The 17,107-nt window shown below is 45.7% G+C and carries 15 protein-coding genes and 1 pseudogene; 13 read left to right on the forward strand and 3 right to left on the reverse strand.

Translation table 11 applies throughout. From position 1 onward, the window contains the following. Positions 1-138: 138 nt before the first annotated feature. Positions 139-666 (forward strand): annotated as a pseudogene (locus tag RKD52_RS02730) (peptidoglycan recognition protein family protein); the annotation flags it as partial. Positions 667-738: 72 nt separating this feature from the next. Further along, positions 739-1,164, forward strand: a complete 426-nt coding sequence (locus tag RKD52_RS02735; RefSeq protein WP_454101123.1) for a peptidoglycan-binding domain-containing protein — start codon at positions 739-741, stop codon at positions 1,162-1,164. A 172-nt stretch (positions 1,165-1,336) separates the two neighbouring features. Here the strand turns inward: RKD52_RS02735 and yvfG are convergent, their stop codons facing one another. Then, positions 1,337-1,555 (reverse strand): protein YvfG, encoded by a 219-nt coding sequence (gene yvfG, locus RKD52_RS02740; RefSeq protein ID WP_369734422.1) that lies wholly within the window; start codon positions 1,553-1,555, stop codon positions 1,337-1,339. Between the two features lie 78 nt (positions 1,556-1,633). On the opposite strand from yvfG, the gene rpoN reads away from it, so the two are divergent. From rpoN to eno, 8 genes are all read left to right on the forward strand, one after another. Next, entirely contained in the window at positions 1,634-2,950 is a 1,317-nt protein-coding gene (gene rpoN / locus RKD52_RS02745; RefSeq protein WP_454098567.1) for an RNA polymerase factor sigma-54, read from the forward strand. A gap of 11 nt (positions 2,951-2,961) precedes the next feature. Further along, positions 2,962-3,219, forward strand: coding sequence for a glutaredoxin family protein (locus tag RKD52_RS02750; RefSeq protein WP_369734420.1), 258 nt, complete (start codon positions 2,962-2,964; stop codon positions 3,217-3,219). A gap of 198 nt (positions 3,220-3,417) precedes the next feature. Beyond that, positions 3,418-4,446: a sugar-binding transcriptional regulator gene (locus tag RKD52_RS02755; RefSeq protein ID WP_369734419.1), complete on the forward strand. Its 1,029-nt coding sequence runs from the start codon at positions 3,418-3,420 to the stop codon at positions 4,444-4,446. 53 nt (positions 4,447-4,499) lie between these two features. Continuing rightward, the gene (gene gap / locus RKD52_RS02760) at positions 4,500-5,507 is read left to right on the forward strand and encodes a type I glyceraldehyde-3-phosphate dehydrogenase (protein ID WP_029284588.1); all 1,008 of its coding nucleotides are present in this window, start codon (positions 4,500-4,502) and stop codon (positions 5,505-5,507) included. A 124-nt stretch (positions 5,508-5,631) separates the two neighbouring features. After that, positions 5,632-6,816, forward strand: a complete 1,185-nt coding sequence (locus tag RKD52_RS02765) for a phosphoglycerate kinase (protein WP_282033816.1) — start codon at positions 5,632-5,634, stop codon at positions 6,814-6,816. A gap of 28 nt (positions 6,817-6,844) precedes the next feature. Then, positions 6,845-7,606, forward strand: a complete 762-nt coding sequence (gene tpiA, locus RKD52_RS02770; protein WP_029284585.1) for a triose-phosphate isomerase — start codon at positions 6,845-6,847, stop codon at positions 7,604-7,606. Further along, on the forward strand, positions 7,599-9,134 hold the full coding sequence (gpmI, locus tag RKD52_RS02775; RefSeq protein WP_454098568.1) for a 2,3-bisphosphoglycerate-independent phosphoglycerate mutase: 1,536 nt from the start codon (positions 7,599-7,601) through the stop codon (positions 9,132-9,134). Before tpiA ends, gpmI begins: the two co-directional genes overlap by 8 nt. Before the next feature lie 25 nt (positions 9,135-9,159). Further along, positions 9,160-10,452 carry a phosphopyruvate hydratase gene (gene eno / locus RKD52_RS02780; protein ID WP_369734416.1) on the forward strand — a complete coding sequence of 431 codons (1,293 nt, stop codon included), beginning with the start codon at positions 9,160-9,162 and terminating at the stop codon, positions 10,450-10,452. A 910-nt stretch (positions 10,453-11,362) separates the two neighbouring features. Here the strand turns inward: eno and RKD52_RS02785 are convergent. Next, positions 11,363-12,286, reverse strand: coding sequence for a nuclease-related domain-containing protein (locus RKD52_RS02785; RefSeq protein ID WP_454098569.1), 924 nt, complete (start codon positions 12,284-12,286; stop codon positions 11,363-11,365). Positions 12,287-12,398: 112 nt separating this feature from the next. Then, entirely contained in the window at positions 12,399-13,322 is a 924-nt protein-coding gene (locus tag RKD52_RS02790; protein ID WP_454098570.1) for a DMT family transporter, read from the reverse strand. 172 nt (positions 13,323-13,494) lie between these two features. On the opposite strand from RKD52_RS02790, the gene secG reads away from it, so the two are divergent. The 3 genes from secG (at position 13,495) to rnr (ending at position 17,058) form a co-directional block, all read left to right on the forward strand. Beyond that, a complete protein-coding gene (gene secG, locus RKD52_RS02795; protein ID WP_369734414.1) occupies positions 13,495-13,728 on the forward strand; it encodes a preprotein translocase subunit SecG in 234 nt (77 codons plus the stop codon). A 174-nt stretch (positions 13,729-13,902) separates the two neighbouring features. Then, a complete protein-coding gene (locus tag RKD52_RS02800) occupies positions 13,903-14,646 on the forward strand; it encodes an alpha/beta hydrolase (RefSeq protein ID WP_369734413.1) in 744 nt (247 codons plus the stop codon). Positions 14,647-14,664: 18 nt separating this feature from the next. Further along, positions 14,665-17,058 carry a ribonuclease R gene (gene rnr, locus RKD52_RS02805; RefSeq protein ID WP_454098571.1) on the forward strand — a complete coding sequence of 798 codons (2,394 nt, stop codon included), beginning with the start codon at positions 14,665-14,667 and terminating at the stop codon, positions 17,056-17,058. Positions 17,059-17,107 lie beyond the last annotated feature (49 nt).

Raw genomic sequence — 17,107 nt, forward strand, 5'->3', positions numbered from 1 at the left:
GAAGCAGCTCTTTTTCATTTTTTCAAAGAACGATCAGTCGAAACTGCTAGACTTTCAAGGAAACAGGCTCATGCATCAGGGTAAGTGCCTTTCCAAAACTCCTCACTCTATCATCTACTATATAAAGGAGTGATAATAGTGAGTGTTTCGGATAAATATCAGATTGAACAACGCTATATTCGAATTGGAAATGCGAGACCGGGAACTAGTTTAACCGGCCCTCTCTTCATTGTTGCACATGAGACCGCCAATAACTCTGCTGATGCAGATGACCATTTTTCCTATTTTAATAATTCACAGCCGAGTGCGTCTGCCCATACATTTATAGATGACGGAAAAATTCTTGAGATTATCCCTCTAAATGAGAGAGCCTATCATAATTTATATACAAATCCCGAGGACAACCGGCTGTTCGGGGCTGATGCGAATAATGCTGCAATTGGAGTGGAGCTGTGCCGCACGGGGGTTTTCCGCGAAGCGTATGACCGTTATGTCTGGTACCATGCCTATCTTTGCCGGAGGTTTAATCTTGATCCTTCTTCTAAAATTGTCGCGCACAGCACACTTGATCCGAGAAGACGTTCAGATCCTGAAAGCTGGCTTGTTCCAAACGGCGTAACGTTTGCCCAGTTTTTAAGAGATGTCCGTGCGTACTATAATTCGTGGGAAAGCAGCACGTCTCCTCCAATCAGGGTTCAGCCGCCCGAGCGTGAAACAGGCAGTGAGATTGATACGACTGTGCTGAGAAGCGGGGATTCGGGATCGGATGTGCAATTTTTGCAGAAAAAGCTGATTTCCCTTGGATACTCACTTCCGAGATTCGGGGCAGACGGAACGTTTGGAGCTGAAACAGAGGCTGCGGTGAGGCAATTTCAGCAGGAGCAGCGCATCCTCGTTGACGGGATTGTCGGACCGGAAACGTTCAGCAGGCTGAACAGAGCGAAACCAAGGCGTCCAAAGCCGTTTCCGGGGACTCTTTACAGACTGAAGACTCCGTACATGAGAGGATCCAATATTGGAGAAATCCAAAGGAAACTTGGTGTTCCTGCTGATTCGGTCTATGGCCCTGTCACAGCACAGGCAGTAAGGGATTTTCAGAGAAAAGAAGGGCTTAAGGTTGACGGAATTGTCGGACCTGCAACCTGGGCACGGCTGTTCCGCTGAAAATAAGGAAAAAAAGCCCCGCCGGGAATTCCCGGCGGGGCATGTTTTAATGGAATGTGAATACTATGTAAGCAGTCCAGTAAGCCGCACTGGACAAGAAGTGTTTATTGCCGCGCTTGGCGACTCAACATAACCAATGATAAATCATCATCCGTATTTTGTGAACAGGTAATTATTTCAAGGTGGCTTTCACCTTATTGTACGCCTCATCAAGATTTTGAATCCGTTTCAGCACAACCGAATTTTTGGTCAGCTGATCTTGTACCAGAGTGGAAACAACCGACCGGTAATACCGGTTCATTGCATCAAGCTCAGGAATCTGGTTCTCGTTGTGTCTAAGATGTTCTTTGAAATTCTGTACAAAATAGGGAACTGAAAATAATTCGCTCAAATTGATCTCTCCTTTGAAGTTTCTTCCATTCAATGACGGACCGTTTTCGTGTAAAATGAACAGCAGGGGGAACGATCTATGGATATGAAAGCAGGTTTATTTCAAGAGCAGTCCTTAAAACTGAATATGACACAGGAACTAAAGCAAGCGATTACTCTCCTACAGTACTCTTCTATGGAACTCGCGTCCTACATAGAGGACCTTACCCTTGAAAATCCCCTCATCGATGTGAAAGACAAGCCTGATTCAGGCGTATTGTATCATACCTCAGCCCTCAAAACGGCAAATGCCTCAAAAAAAGGAGACTTGCTTGAAAATGCAGCGAGCAGGACGGCGACTCTGCAGCAGCACCTGGAATCTCAGCTGCTTGGCATGAAAATGCAGCCTAAGGAGAAAAAAGCGCTGCACATTCTGATTCATGCCCTGGATCCAAACGGGTATATTGAAGAAGATTTGCAGGTGCTGGCAGAAAGATTCAGCATCAGCGAAGATGAACTGCAGATTCAGCTTGAAAATCTTCAAAAGCTTGATCCTGCAGGTGTGGGAGCCAGAAACCTGCAGGAGTGCATCTACCTTCAGCTGCTGCGGCTGCCTGAGCGCAATCAGACAGCAGAGCTGATTATCCGCGATTATTTCTATCTTTTTGCAGAAAAGTCATGGAAAGAGCTTGCAAAAAAAACGAAACTGGAATTGAGAGAGATACAAAGTGTGCAGGACTTTATCCAAAAGCTGCATCCCCGTCCAGGTCTTGCTTTTCATCATGCCCATGACAGCTACATTGTGCCGGAGCTGATCGTAAAGAAAGTAAGCGGTGAGTGGCAAGTGATGTATAATGAAGGGAGTTCACCAAAAATCGGGGTGAATTCTTCGTATGAAGCTGCCTTTTCATCCACTGATGATGCGGATGTGAAGCAGTATCTTTCGTCTAAACTCAATCAGTGCAAATGGCTGATGAAAACATTGAATCAGCGGAAAGCGACCATGCTTAAAGTGATGCATGAAATTCTCAGAAGACAGACGGACTTCTTTGAAAAAGGCGGGCACTTTTTGAAACCGCTGACACTAAAAGCCGTAGCGGATGTGATCGACGTGCATGAGTCAACGGTGAGCCGTACGGTCAGGGAGAAATACGTACAGACACCGCATGGTCTGTATGAACTGAAGTTTTTCTTCTCAAATGGCCTTGAGCAGACTTCTCAGGACATTACGTCATCGGCTGTAAAATCACTCATCCAAAAGATGATCGAGAGCGAAAATAAACTGTCTCCGCTTTCTGACCAGCGAATTGCAGACACACTCTCACAGGAACACGGAATCGAAGTTTCAAGACGGACTGTAGCCAAGTACAGAGATCAGCTTGGCATTGCATCTTCATCTGCAAGAAAACGATATTAGGATGTGTTGGAATGATTTTAAATGTGTACTCAAGAGAAGGCTGTCCTCTTTGTGAGGAGGCCATCGAGGAATTAAACGGGCTGAAAGCGGATTTGGACCTGGACATACAGGTAATCGATATTCACTCAGACGATGGTCTGCTCGAAAAGTATCAGCTCATGATACCGGTGGCAGAATGTGACGGAAAAATCATCGGCTACGGCCGTATCAGAAAAGAATTAATAAGAAAGCGGTTACTTGAAAAAAAGCAAGAAACAATAGTTGAATAAGCGAATTCACCCTGCTAGAATATGAATTGAAGCAGGGATGATTTTTTTTGCGGACAGTGGGACACAATACGTCATATAGGGACAAATGAAGTCCCGCGATTCTTAGTAAATAAGAAATTTCGTTAAAAAGGTCAGCCGGAATTAGATGCGCCGATTCGTGCATCAAGGCACATTTCTTATTTGAAAGGAATTAATACGATGAGATCACTGATTGAAGTCCAAAAAAAATTATTGCCTGATCTGCTTCTTGTTATGCAAAAGCGATATCAGATCCTTCAGTACATAAGACTGATGCAGCCGATCGGCAGAAGAAGCCTTTCATCGAGCCTCGGCATAAGCGAGCGGATTCTCAGGGGAGAAGTTCAGTTTCTGAAAGATCAGAACCTGATAGAGATTTTCCCGGCCGGAATGACGCTGACAAAAGAAGGATCGCACCTGCTGAACGTTCTGGAAGAAGCGATGAAGGATGTTTTAGGTTTAACGTTTTTGGAAAATACATTAAAGGAACGTTTAAATCTGAAAAAGGTTATTGTCGTTTCTGGAGACAGCGATCAATTCTCATGGGTGAAAAAAGAAATGGGAAGAGCTTGCGTCTCATGCATAAAGGAACGTCTTACCGGGAAAAATATCGTCGCTGTCACTGGAGGAACAACGATTGCAGCCGTCGCAGAAATGATGACGCCTGACAGCAAAAACCGCGAGCAGCTATATGTGCCTGCGCGGGGAGGCCTTGGTGAAAATGTAGAAAACCAGGCAAACACGATCTGTGCAAAAATGGCCGAACGGGCAATGGGCAACTACCGTCTGCTCCACGTTCCGGACCAGCTCAGCAAGGAAGCGTATCTTTCTATTACAGAAGAGCCTTCTATAAAAGAACTGCTTTCGCTCATTAAATCTTCAAGTATGGTCGTTCACGGAATAGGAGACGCTAAGACAATGGCGGAACGCCGTAAAACGCTGCCTGAAGATTACATAAAGATTGAGCAGGGCGAAGCTGTCGCAGAAGCATTCGGATACTACTTCAACCAGGAGGGGGAAGTTGTCCACAAAGTGCAGACTGTCGGCATGCAGCTGAGTGACCTTGAGAAGATTCAAAACGTCATCGCAGTAGCGGGCGGCGCTTCAAAAGCCGGAGCCATCCAGGCTTATCTGAAGCAGGCACAGGGTTCCATCCTGATAACGGATGAAGGTGCCGCAAAAGAGTTAATAAGGGATATTCATCCCTAATTATATAGTTACACAAAAAAATCTCTCACTTATTTAAAGGAGGAAATTTCAACATGGCAGTAAAAATTGGTATTAACGGTTTTGGACGTATCGGACGTAACGTATTCCGTGCAGCACTTAAAAATCCTAACGTGGACGTTGTAGCAGTTAACGACCTTACAGACGCTAACATGCTTGCTCACCTTTTAAAATATGACTCAATTCATGGCAGACTGGATGCTGACGTGAAAGTAGACGGAAACAACCTTGTTGTTGACGGCAAAACAATCCAAGTATCAGCAGAGCGCGACCCTGCTAAACTTTCTTGGGGCGAGCGCGGAGTAGAAGTTGTTGTTGAATCAACTGGTTTCTTCACTAAGCGTGCAGACGCTGCTAAGCACTTAGAAGCTGGCGCTAAAAAAGTTATCATCTCTGCTCCTGCAACAGATGAAGACATCACAATCGTTATGGGTGTTAACCATGACAAATATGACGCTGCAAGCCACGATGTTATCTCAAATGCATCTTGTACTACGAACTGCCTGGCGCCATTCGCTAAAGTTCTTAACGACAAATTCGGCATCAAGCGCGGTATGATGACAACTGTTCACTCATACACAAACGATCAGCAAATTCTTGATCTTCCGCACAAAGACTACCGTCGTGCACGTGCTGCTGCTGAAAACATCATCCCTACTTCAACTGGTGCAGCGAAAGCAGTATCTCTAGTATTGCCTGAGCTAAAAGGCAAATTGAACGGCGGAGCTATGCGTGTTCCAACTCCAAACGTTTCTCTAGTTGACCTTGTTGCTGAGCTTAACACAAACGTAACAGCTGAAGAAGTAAATGCTGCATTCAAAGAAGCTGCTGAAGGCGACCTTAAAGGAATCCTTAACTACAGCGAAGAGCCTCTAGTATCAGGCGACTACAATGGCGACCCAGCTTCTTCAACAATCGATGCTCTTTCTACAATGGTTATGGAAGACAGCATGGTTAAAGTTATCTCTTGGTATGACAACGAGTCAGGCTACTCTAACCGCGTAGTTGACCTTGTAGACTACATCGCTTCTAAAGGACTTTAATTCTTAAGTCGCACGAAGTTTGGTTTTAACCGAAAACTAACGATATAATGAGTGCAAAGGGGAAGGGGAATACAGCCCCCTCCCTTTTGTTTTGTATTTCCAATAAAAGGAGGAATTCCTGAAGATGAACAAAAAGTCAGTAAGAGACATCGATGTAAAAGGCAAAGTGGTTTTCTGCCGTGTAGACTTCAACGTGCCGATGAAAGACGGCAAAGTAACAGATGATACACGCATTAACGCAGCTTTACCAACCATTCAGCACTTAACAGAGCAAGGTGCAAAGGTTCTTTTAGCAAGCCATCTGGGCCGTCCGAAAGGTCAGGTTGTTGAGGAGCTTCGTTTAAATGCAGTTGCAGAGCGTCTTCAAGAATTGCTTGGAAAAAATGTTGCAAAAGCTGACGAAGCTTACGGCGACGCTGTAAAAGCGAAAATTTCAGACATGCAGGAAGGCGACGTGCTTCTTCTTGAAAACGTCCGTTTCTACGCTGGCGAAGAGAAAAACGACCCTGAGCTTGCAAAAGCATTTGCAGAGCTTGCCGATGTTTATGTAAATGACGCATTCGGAGCAGCACACCGTGCACATGCATCTACTGCAGGCATCGCTGAGCACATTCCGGCAGTTGCAGGATTCCTTATGGAAAAAGAACTCGAAGTACTTGGAAAAGCCCTTTCCAACCCTGAGCGTCCGTTCACAGCTATCATTGGCGGAGCAAAAGTAAAAGATAAAATTGGTGTCATTGACCACCTTTTAGATAAAGTAGACAACCTGATCATCGGCGGCGGACTTGCTTACACGTTCATCAAAGCACTTGGACATGAAGTAGGAAAATCCCTTCTTGAAGAAGATAAGATTGACCTTGCTAAAACGTTCATGGAAAAAGCGAAAAAGAACGGCGTAAACTTCTACATGCCGGTTGATGTTGTGGTTGCAGATGATTTCTCTAACGATGCAAACATCAAAATCGTTCCAATCGACAGCATTCCAAGCGACTGGGAAGGCCTTGATGCCGGACCAAAATCACGCGAAGTTTATGCTGATGTGATTAAAAACTCTAAGCTTGTTATCTGGAACGGCCCTCTTGGCGTTTTTGAACTTGATGCATTTGCTGAAGGTACAAAAGCGGTGGCAGTAGCGCTGTCAGAAGCTGAGAATACATACTCAGTCATCGGAGGCGGAGATTCTGCAGCGGCAGCAGCGAAGTTCAACTTAGCTGACAAAATGGATCACATCTCAACAGGCGGCGGAGCTTCACTTGAATTCATGGAAGGCAAAGAACTTCCTGGAGTCGTCGCATTAAACGATAAATAATTCTTGTTAAGTTAGGATGGTGTACACAATGAGAAAGCCAATTATTGCAGGTAACTGGAAAATGAACAAAGTCATGGGCGAAGCAGCAGCTTTCATCGAAGAAGTAAAAGGTCTTGTGCCTTCTGCTGAGAAAGTGGATGCAGTTGTATGTGCTCCTGCTCTTTTCTTGGACCGCCTTGTAGAAGCTGTAAAAGGCACAGATGTAAAAATCGGTGCTCAAAACATGCATTTTGAGGAAAGCGGAGCATTCACAGGCGAAACAAGCCCTGAAGCTCTTAAAGACCTTGGCGTATCATACGTCATCCTCGGTCACTCTGAGAGACGCGAAATGTTTGCTGAGACGGACGAATCTGTCAACAAGAAAACAGCCGCTGCTTTCAAGCACGGTTTGACTCCAATCGTCTGCTGCGGCGAAACACTTGAAGAGCGTGAAGCAGGAAAAACAAACGACCTTGTTGCTGATCAAGTAACAAAAGCTCTTGCAGGTTTAACTGACGAGCAATTAAAGCAGGTTGTCATCGCTTATGAGCCAATCTGGGCAATCGGAACAGGCAAGTCTTCATCTGCTAAAGATGCTAATGACGTATGCTCTCACATCCGTTCTGTACTGGCTGACAAATTCGGAAGCGAAGCGGCAGAAGCAATCCGCATTCAATACGGCGGCAGCGTAAAGCCGGGAAACATCAAAGAATACATGGCTGAATCAGATATCGACGGAGCATTAGTCGGCGGAGCGAGCCTTGAGGCACAATCTTTCCTTCAGCTTCTGGAGGCAGGAAAGCATGAGTAAAAAACCGGTCGCCCTCATTATCCTTGACGGTTTTGCCCTGCGCAATGAGGAAAAGGGTAATGCGGTTGCACACGCGAAAAAGCCAAACTTTGACCGTTACTGGGATCAGTACCCTCATGCGACGCTGACAGCAAGCGGCGAGGCAGTCGGACTTCCGGAAGGCCAAATGGGAAATTCAGAGGTAGGTCACTTAAACATTGGTGCCGGCCGCGTTGTGTATCAAAGCTTAACACGTGTAAATGTGGCCATTCGCGAAGGCCAGTTTGAGAAAAACGAAACCTTCCTTTCTGCCATGAACCATGTGAAAGAAAACGGCACAAACCTACACGTTTTCGGACTTTTATCTGACGGCGGGGTTCACAGCCATATTGAACACCTTTATGCGCTGCTGAGACTTGCCAAAGAAGAAGGCGTGAAAAACGTGTATATCCACGGATTCCTTGACGGACGTGACGTTGGTCCTCAAACAGCTGAAGGCTACATCAAAGAGCTGAATGAGAAAATTGAAGAATATGGCGTGGGTGCAATCGCAACCCTTTCAGGACGCTACTATTCCATGGACCGCGACAAGAGATGGGACCGTGTGGAAAAAGCTTACAAAGCCATGGTTTACGGCGAAGGCCCGACCTACACAGATCCGCTTGACTTAGTGGAGGATTCATATAAAAATGGTATTCATGATGAGTTCGTTCTTCCTTCTGTGATTACAAAAGAAGACGGCTCACCTGTAGCAACAATCAGCGAGAACGATGCGGTGATTTTCTATAATTTCCGTCCGGACCGCGCGATTCAAATTTCAAATACGTTCACAAACGAAGATTTCCGTTCATTTGACCGTGGACCAAAGCATCCGAAAAACCTTCATTTTGTCTGCCTGACTCACTTCAGTGAAACAGTTGACGGCTATGTTGCTTTTAAAGCAACAAACCTTGACAACACACTTGGTGAAGTTCTCTCACAAAACGGGTTAACCCAGCTTCGGATTGCCGAAACGGAAAAATACCCTCACGTAACGTTCTTCATGAGCGGCGGACGTGAAGCGGAATTCCCGGGTGAAACACGCATTCTTATTGATTCACCGAAGGTTGCAACCTATGACTTGAAACCTGAGATGAGCGCCTACGAGGTGACGGACGCGTTGCTTGGCGAAATCGAAGCGGACAAGCATGATGCAATCATCCTGAACTATGCAAACCCTGATATGGTTGGACACTCAGGCATGCTTGAGCCAACTGTAAAAGCCATTGAAACGGTTGATGAATGCCTTGGCAAGGTTGTAGATGCAATCATTGCAAAAGGCGGAACAGCGATCATTACTGCAGATCACGGGAACTCTGACGAAGTGCTCACACTTGAAGGAAAACCAATGACTGCACACACGACAAACCCGGTTCCTGTAATTATTACCAAGGAAGTTTCAGGCCTGAGAGAAGACGGCATTCTCGGCGATTTGGCGCCAACCGTGCTCGACCTGCTTGGAGTAGACCTTCCGAAAGAAATGACAGGCAAAACGCTAATTAAAAAATAATCATTTAAAAGGAGAGAATTTTAACATGCCATATATTGTTGATGTATTTGCACGCGAAGTATTAGACTCACGCGGTAACCCGACAGTAGAAGTAGAAGTACACACAGAAACAGGTGCAATGGGACGCGCATTGGTTCCATCAGGCGCATCTACAGGTGAATACGAAGCAGTAGAACTTCGTGACGGCGACAAATCACGCTACCTTGGAAAAGGCGTTCTTAACGCAGTTAAAAACGTAAACGAAGTAATTGCTCCTGAACTATTAGGTTTCGACGTAACTGAGCAAGTTGCAATCGACCACCTTCTAATCGAGCTTGACGGTATGGAAAACAAAGGTAAATTAGGTGCGAACGCAATCCTTGGCGTATCTATGGCAGCAGCTCGTGCAGCAGCTGAATTCCTTGGACTTCCACTTTACCAGTACCTTGGCGGATTCAACGCTAAAACATTGCCGGTACCAATGATGAACATCATCAACGGCGGCGAGCATGCTGACAACAACGTTGACATTCAAGAGTTCATGGTAATGCCTGTTGGCGCTGAAGATTTCCACGAAGCTCTACGCATGGGCGCTGAAATCTTCCACAGCCTTAAATCAGTTCTTCAAGGCAAAGGCCTTAACACAGCTGTAGGTGACGAAGGCGGATTCGCTCCAAACCTTGGATCAAACGAAGAAGCTCTTCAAACAATCATCGAAGCAATCGAAAAAGCAGGCTACAAACCAGGCGAGCAAGTTATGCTTGCAATGGACGTTGCAGCTTCTGAGATCTTCAACAAAGAAGACGGCAAATACCACCTTACAGGTGAAGGCGTCGTAAAAACATCTGCTGAAATGGTAGACTTCTACGAAGACCTAGTTTCTAAATACCCAATCATCTCAATCGAAGACGGTTTAGATGAAAACGACTGGGAAGGCCACAAACTTCTGACTGAGCGCCTAGGCGACAAAGTTCAGCTTGTTGGTGACGACCTGTTCGTAACAAACACGAAAAAACTTTCTGAAGGAATCGAAAAAGGAATCGGCAACTCAATCCTTATCAAAGTTAACCAAATCGGTACCCTTACAGAAACATTCGACGCAATCGAAATGGCTAAACGCGCTGGCTACACAGCAGTTATCTCTCACCGCTCTGGTGAAACAGAAGACAGCACAATCGCTGACATCGCTGTAGCAACAAACGCTGGCCAAATCAAAACAGGTGCTCCATCACGTACAGACCGTGTTGCGAAATACAACCAGCTTCTTCGCATCGAAGACCAGCTTGGCGACACAGCTAAATACGATGGCATCCACACTTTCTACAACCTTAAAAAATAAGGATAGCTTTTGTGATATAAAACCGCCCGGAGACTTTGGTCTTGGGGCGGTTTTTTTGTGTGTTAAAGGTGGATACGAGGTCAGGCAGCATAAACGAAGTTTGTATGTCGTCCGACTAGCCGTAGTTTCGCAAAAAGGAATGTGAGCGCAGGTGAAAAGTAGTACAACTCGTCGCAGTGGCGCCAAAACGTGCTGTGAACATGGCTGCAAAGTGGCATCACTCGGTGGAGTAGCGCCAAAACGTGCTGTGAAAATGGCTGCAAAGTGGCATCATTCGGTGGAGTATCGCCAAAACGTGCTGTGAAAATGGCTGCAAAGTGGCATCATTCGGTGGAGTATCGCCAAAACGTGCTGTGAAAATGGCTGCAAAGTGGCATCACTCAATGGAGTGCTACCACAAAGTGCTGTGAACATGGCTGCAAAGTGGCATCACTCGGTGGAGTATCGCCAAAACGTGCTGTGAAAATGGCTGCAAAGTGGCATCACTCAGGGGAGTGTTACCACAAAGTGCTGTGAACATGGCTGCAAAGTGGCATCACTCGGTGGAGTAGCGCCACAACGTGCTGTGAACATGGAAGATAAGTGGTATCACTCAGGGGAGTAGCGCCACAACGTAATGTGAACATGGCTGCAAAGTGGCATCACTCAGGGGAGTGCTACCACAACGTGATGTGAACATGGCTGCAAAGTGGCATCACTCGGTGGAGTAGCGCCATAAATTGAAGTGAACATGGCTGCAAAGTGGCATCACTCAATGGAGTGGCGCCACAAATTGCTGTGAACATAGCTGCAAAGTGGCATTATTCGGCGGAGTGCTGCCACAACGTGCTGTGAACATGGAAGAAAAGTGGCATCATTCAGCGAAGACCCGCCACCAATCCAGGAACCACATACAAAATATAGGTTCTTTTTATTCCTTCTCTACAAACTGGCTGCCTGGTCCATGACCAATGCGGTTAAAGTTCTCACTCAGAACTCTCTGAATTGCTCTCTTATCTTTTATCCCTCCACACCACTCATACATCTGCTTGGTTGTTACCTGTTTATCCGGAAACAAGAGACGAAATTCTTCTAAACTCCTCAATAATCCGTTTTTAAATCTTTCTGAGTTTTTGCATTTTCCACAAATGAGGTTAGTCGCACCAATGACCTCCATCCCCAACCTCCCACACCTCCCACAAACAATCCCCTTCCGAAGCTCCTCATATCTAAAATCAGGCCGACGTTCATACGGGGATTTTTCCACATGGAGTGATAAAAGCTTCTCCGCAAGCTCAGAGTGAAAGCCATGCTGCATACGTACACTTTTCAGTATTTGGGAAAAACGATCCCATTGGGAAGGAAAGATCATAGGGGAATGGAGGGGAGCATGGTAGAGGTGAAAGTGCGGGTTTACAAATACGACATAGGCTTCAACCGGGAGTGGGCATCTTAAAATCTGAAGCTGTCTTCTAAGAAGGGATTCGCATCTTTTAAGCTGTAAAATGGGGTTTTTGACTTCGATTTTTGCCCCGCATGAGATCCATTCTTCATTTTCGATGTAGTGGTCTCCAGACATGTTTTTCACTTCGAAAAGATAGATTTTTTGCGGAGCGATGTAAAGGGAATCCATCTGATAGTGGCTTCCGCCGGTGACAAATAGAAGATCGTTTAAAATCAGTCCCTCTCCAGCGTGCTCTACCCATCTATCAAAGGTTTTCTCTCCCTCATATCCGCTTTCAAGGTAGTCGCACTGTTTCTGATCTGCACGCGTTAAGTTCATTCTTGTATTTAAGCTTCTGTACGTTCTCAGTTCCGCCGATTCTGTTCGTTCTTTTAAAATCAGGATAATCACCTCTCTGCTTCATCATAAGGCGAGAACAGAAGATCCGGCAAATCATCAAAATCTCTTTTTGCTTATTGAAAAATCTATTTTGTTCGGCGTGAGACACAAAAAAACACCTTCTTCACCCCGAAGAAGATGCTTCATGTTTATGATGACGATGCCTGAATTCTTCATATGCCCCAGATCCTAAAATGACCCCGGATACAATGAAGAGAAGTCCAAACAAATGCGATGCATATACCGCCTCATGCAATATGAGAGCAGATCCTGCGAGTGCAAAGAAGGTGCTTAGATTCATGAAGATGGACGTTTCTGCCGGACCGACCATGCCGATGGCGTAGTTATAAGTCATGTGTCCGATGGCCGTTGCAAGGATGGCGGATGTGAAAAAGACTCCCCATACTGCAGGCGTTCCCTCAGTCAGGCTTGCAAGTCCGCCAGGTTCTGTCACCAGGCTGATAAGGAATAAAACGAAAGATCCAAAGAACAGCATGTATCCTGTCATAAGACGCGGATCCAATGTGCGGCATGCTTTTTTGATTATGATAAAGCTGCATGCCTGAGTGAAAATTGAGATGAAAATGTAGATATCGCCTGTGTTCATGCTGCTGACGCCTTTGCTTCCGGCTAAAATGGTGAACCCGACACCGGTTAGCCCAAGGATAAATCCTGTTAAGCGGATGACGGTCAGGCGCTGGTTAAGAAATATAATGGACAAGATGGCTGTAAGCATCGGGCCAAGGCCGAGAATGAGTCCTCCATTTGTAGAGGAAGTCATTGTCAGGCCGACAGAAAGAAAGTAGTGATGGCACACAACATTCAGCAGGCCCCCGGCTGCAATGTAAAAAGTTTCTTTTAATGTAGGCTTGCGGAGCAGTTTTAAAAAAGCCAGTATGATCAGGACGCAAATGCTTGCAGTAAAAATTCTCACTGAGGTGACAGTAACAGGCATAAAGCTGTCAACAATGATTTTAAGCAGGGGCACATTCAGGCCCCATATGAGCATAACACCGACCAGAATCAGATAGATGCGGGTGTTGTTCAAAATTTCCCCTTCTTTCTGCGAACTATTTAAACAGCATATCACAGAGGAAGCTTTTCCCTCAAAGGGAATGTTTCGTGAGGCTAATAAAAAACAACTTTGAATGATAGTGACATTTGGGCGGCAATATGGTAAATTGAAAATAATGCTAACCGGGTTTTAGGAGGTGTCGTCCATGCACGTTGTATTGATTACTTTGCTTGTTATCGTCAGTCTTGCCCTTATCGCAGTCGTACTTCTTCAATCTGGGAAGAGTGCAGGTTTATCAGGAGCCATTTCAGGCGGAGCCGAACAGCTTTTTGGAAAGCAAAAAGCACGCGGACTTGATTTGGTGCTTCACCGCGCGACGATCGTGCTGTCTGTTTTATTCTTTGTACTTACAATCTTGGTTTCTTACGCAGGATTTTAATACATCTTTCTAATCATTCGGGGGTCTGATTGCCATCAGACTCCCTTTTGTTATTTTTTAAAACAGCATTTTTGCCCTTTAATTAAACGTTTGTTTAAATAGAAACGGAAGAAGGAATCTTAACAATAGAAGCTTTTGTTTATATGATTAGTTTACATAAAGGAGTTTTTCAAAATGAAAAGAGTTTTGCCGAAGCCGTTTACGTTTGAAGGGGGAGACCGTGCTGTTTTGCTGCTGCACGGTTTTACAGGGAACACAGCGGATGTTAGGATGCTTGGACGCTATTTGAATGAAAGAGGCTACACGTGTCATGCCCCGCAGTACAAGGGTCATGGAGTGCCGCCGGAAGAGCTTGTTCATACGGGTCCTGAAGACTGGTGGAAAGACGTTATGGAGGGCTATCAGCTGCTTAAGGACCGGGGACATGAATCGATTGCGGTTGCCGGATTGTCGCTGGGCGGTGTGTTTTCGGTCAAATTGGGTTACACTGTACCTGTAAAGGGTATTGTGCCGATGTGCGCGCCGATGTACATCAAGAGCGAAGAAGTGATGTATAAAGGAATCCTTGAATATGCCCGCAATTTTAAAAAATTCGAAGGGAAAACAGAGGCGCAAATCGAAGAGGAAATGAAGCAATTTGAGAAAACGCCGATGAATACCCTGAAAGCACTTCAAGAGCTGATTGCTGATGTGAGGAATAATGTAGACATGGTTTACGCGCCTGCATTTGTAGCACAGGCAAGGCACGACCACATGATTAATACAGACAGTGCAAATATTATTTATAACGAAGTGGAAACAGACAATAAAAAAATTAAATGGTACGAAGAATCAGGACATGTCATTACACTCGATAAAGAGCGCGAGCAACTTCATGCAGACGTTTACGAGTTCCTGGAAGGTCTTGACTGGCAGTAAATTAAAGGAGGGACGCAAATGGATCAGCAAATTGAAATACATATAGAAAAATTGCTTTCTTTTATGAAGGAGGAAGCGTACAAGCCCCTGACCGTTCAGGAGCTTGAAGAGGCATTTGGGATAAAGGAATCCTCTGAGTTTAAAGAGTTCGTGAAGGCTCTTGTTGTGATGGAGGAAAAAGGGCTTGTTGTCAGAACTCGCAGCAACCGCTACGGAATTCCGGAAAGGATGAATCTCTTCCGCGGAAAGCTCAGCGGGCATGCCAAGGGGTTTGCCTTTTTAGTCACCGAGGAGCCGGGCCAGGATGATATCTTTATTCCGCCGGGCGAGCTGAACAATGCCATGCACGGTGATACGGTGCTTGTCAGAGTCAGCACAGAATCAAGCGGAAGCAGGCAGGAAGGAACCGTCATCCGCATCGTTGAACGCGGCTTGAAAGAGGTTGTCGGAACATATACGGAGAGCAAAAACTTCGGATTTGTAATTCCGGATGATAAAAAGATTCCCAATGATATTTTTATCCCTAAAAAAGCCTCTAATGGCGCGATTGAAGGGCATAAGGTCGTTGTGAAGCTGACAACCTACCCTGAAGGCAGAATGAGCGCTGAAGGGGAAGTGACAGCGATTCTCGGGCACAAAAATGATCCTGGTGTGGATATTCTTTCGGTTATCCATAAACATGGCCTTCCTCAGGCGTTCCCTGTAGAAGTGCTTGAGCAGGCTAACGAAGTTCCTGAGACAATCCGGGAAGAAGACATCAAGGACCGCCGCGACCTCCGTAATGAAATGATTGTGACGATTGACGGAGCGGATGCAAAGGATTTGGATGACGCAGTCACTGTGACTGAGCTTGATAACGGAAACTATAAACTTGGCGTTCATATTGCTGATGTCAGTCATTATGTAACGGAAGGTTCGCCAATTGATAAAGAAGCGCTAGAGCGTGCTACGAGTGTCTATTTGGTGGACCGGGTTATTCCAATGATTCCCCACCGTCTGTCAAACGGAATCTGCTCGCTTAATCCGAAGGTTGACCGTTTTACACTCTCGTGTGAGATGGAAATTAACAGCGCGGGAGAAGTTGTGAATCACGAAATTTTCCAAAGTGTCATAAAAACAACGGAGCGGATGACTTATTCAGATGTAAAAGAAATTCTTGTTGATGAGAAGCCTGAGTTGCTTGAAAAATACGAGCCGCTGATTCCGATGTTCAAACGCATGGAAAAGCTTGCGCAAATCCTTCGCAATAAGCGGATGAGCCGCGGAGCGATCGATTTTGACTTTAAAGAAGCAAAAGTACTTGTTGATAAAGACGGAAAGCCGACAGAAGTCGTTCTTCGGGAGCGGACCGTTGCCGAGCGTTTAATTGAAGAATTCATGCTTCTGGCAAACGAAACAGTTGCCGAGCATTTTCACTGGATGAAGGTTCCGTTTATCTACCGGATTCACGAGGAGCCGAATACGGAGAAGCTGCAGCGTTTCCTTGAGTTTGTCACAAACTTCGGATACTCCGTAAAAGGAACAGCCGATACGATTCATCCGCGTGCGCTCCAGGATATTCTGGATGATGTAGCCGGCCAGCCTGAAGAGATGGTCATTTCAACCGTCATGCTCCGCTCCATGAAGCAGGCTAAATATGATCCGGAAAGCCTTGGACACTTTGGTTTATCAACAGAGTTCTATACGCATTTCACATCTCCGATCCGCCGTTACCCTGACTTGATTGTCCATCGTTTGATCCGGACTTATTTAATTGAAGGCAAAGTGGATGAAGCGACAAAGGCTAAATGGGCTGAAAAGATGGAGATGATCGCGGATCAGTCATCAAACATGGAGCGCCGCGCAGTGGATGCTGAGCGCGAAACCGATGATCTGAAAAAAGCAGAGTACATGCTTGATAAAGTCGGCGAGGAATACGATGGCATCATCAGTTCTGTCACAAACTTCGGCATGTTCGTCGAGCTGCCGAACACAATTGAAGGACTTGTCCATGTCAGCTATCTAACAGACGATTACTACCGCTACGATGAGCGCAATTATGCGATGATCGGCGAGCGCACGGGAACTGTGTACCGCATAGGGGATGAAATCACCGTACGTGTCGTGAATGTCAATAAAGACGAACGTGCAGTAGATTTTGAAATTGTCGGCATGAAAGGCACAAGACGCCGTTCAGCCAAAGATGCTCCTAAAGTCATCAAGGGAGACCGCGGCAAGCGCAGCGGGGCAAAAGAAGGCAGAAACAGAAGGAAATCTGCTTCTGATGACAGAAGGAAGCCTGCTGAACGAAACGGCAGTGTGGAGGACGGCTGGAGCAACCAGAATCCCAACAAAAAGAAGAAAAAGAAAAAGAAGTCGTTCCAGAATACCCCTGTGGCAAAAAGGAAGACGAAAAAGAAGAAAAAGCAATAACAGATAGAATGGACAGGGAGCCTCAGGCTTCCTTTTCCTTTAATCTTTT

It is taken from the genome of Metabacillus sp. SLBN-84 (genome assembly GCF_053629595.1).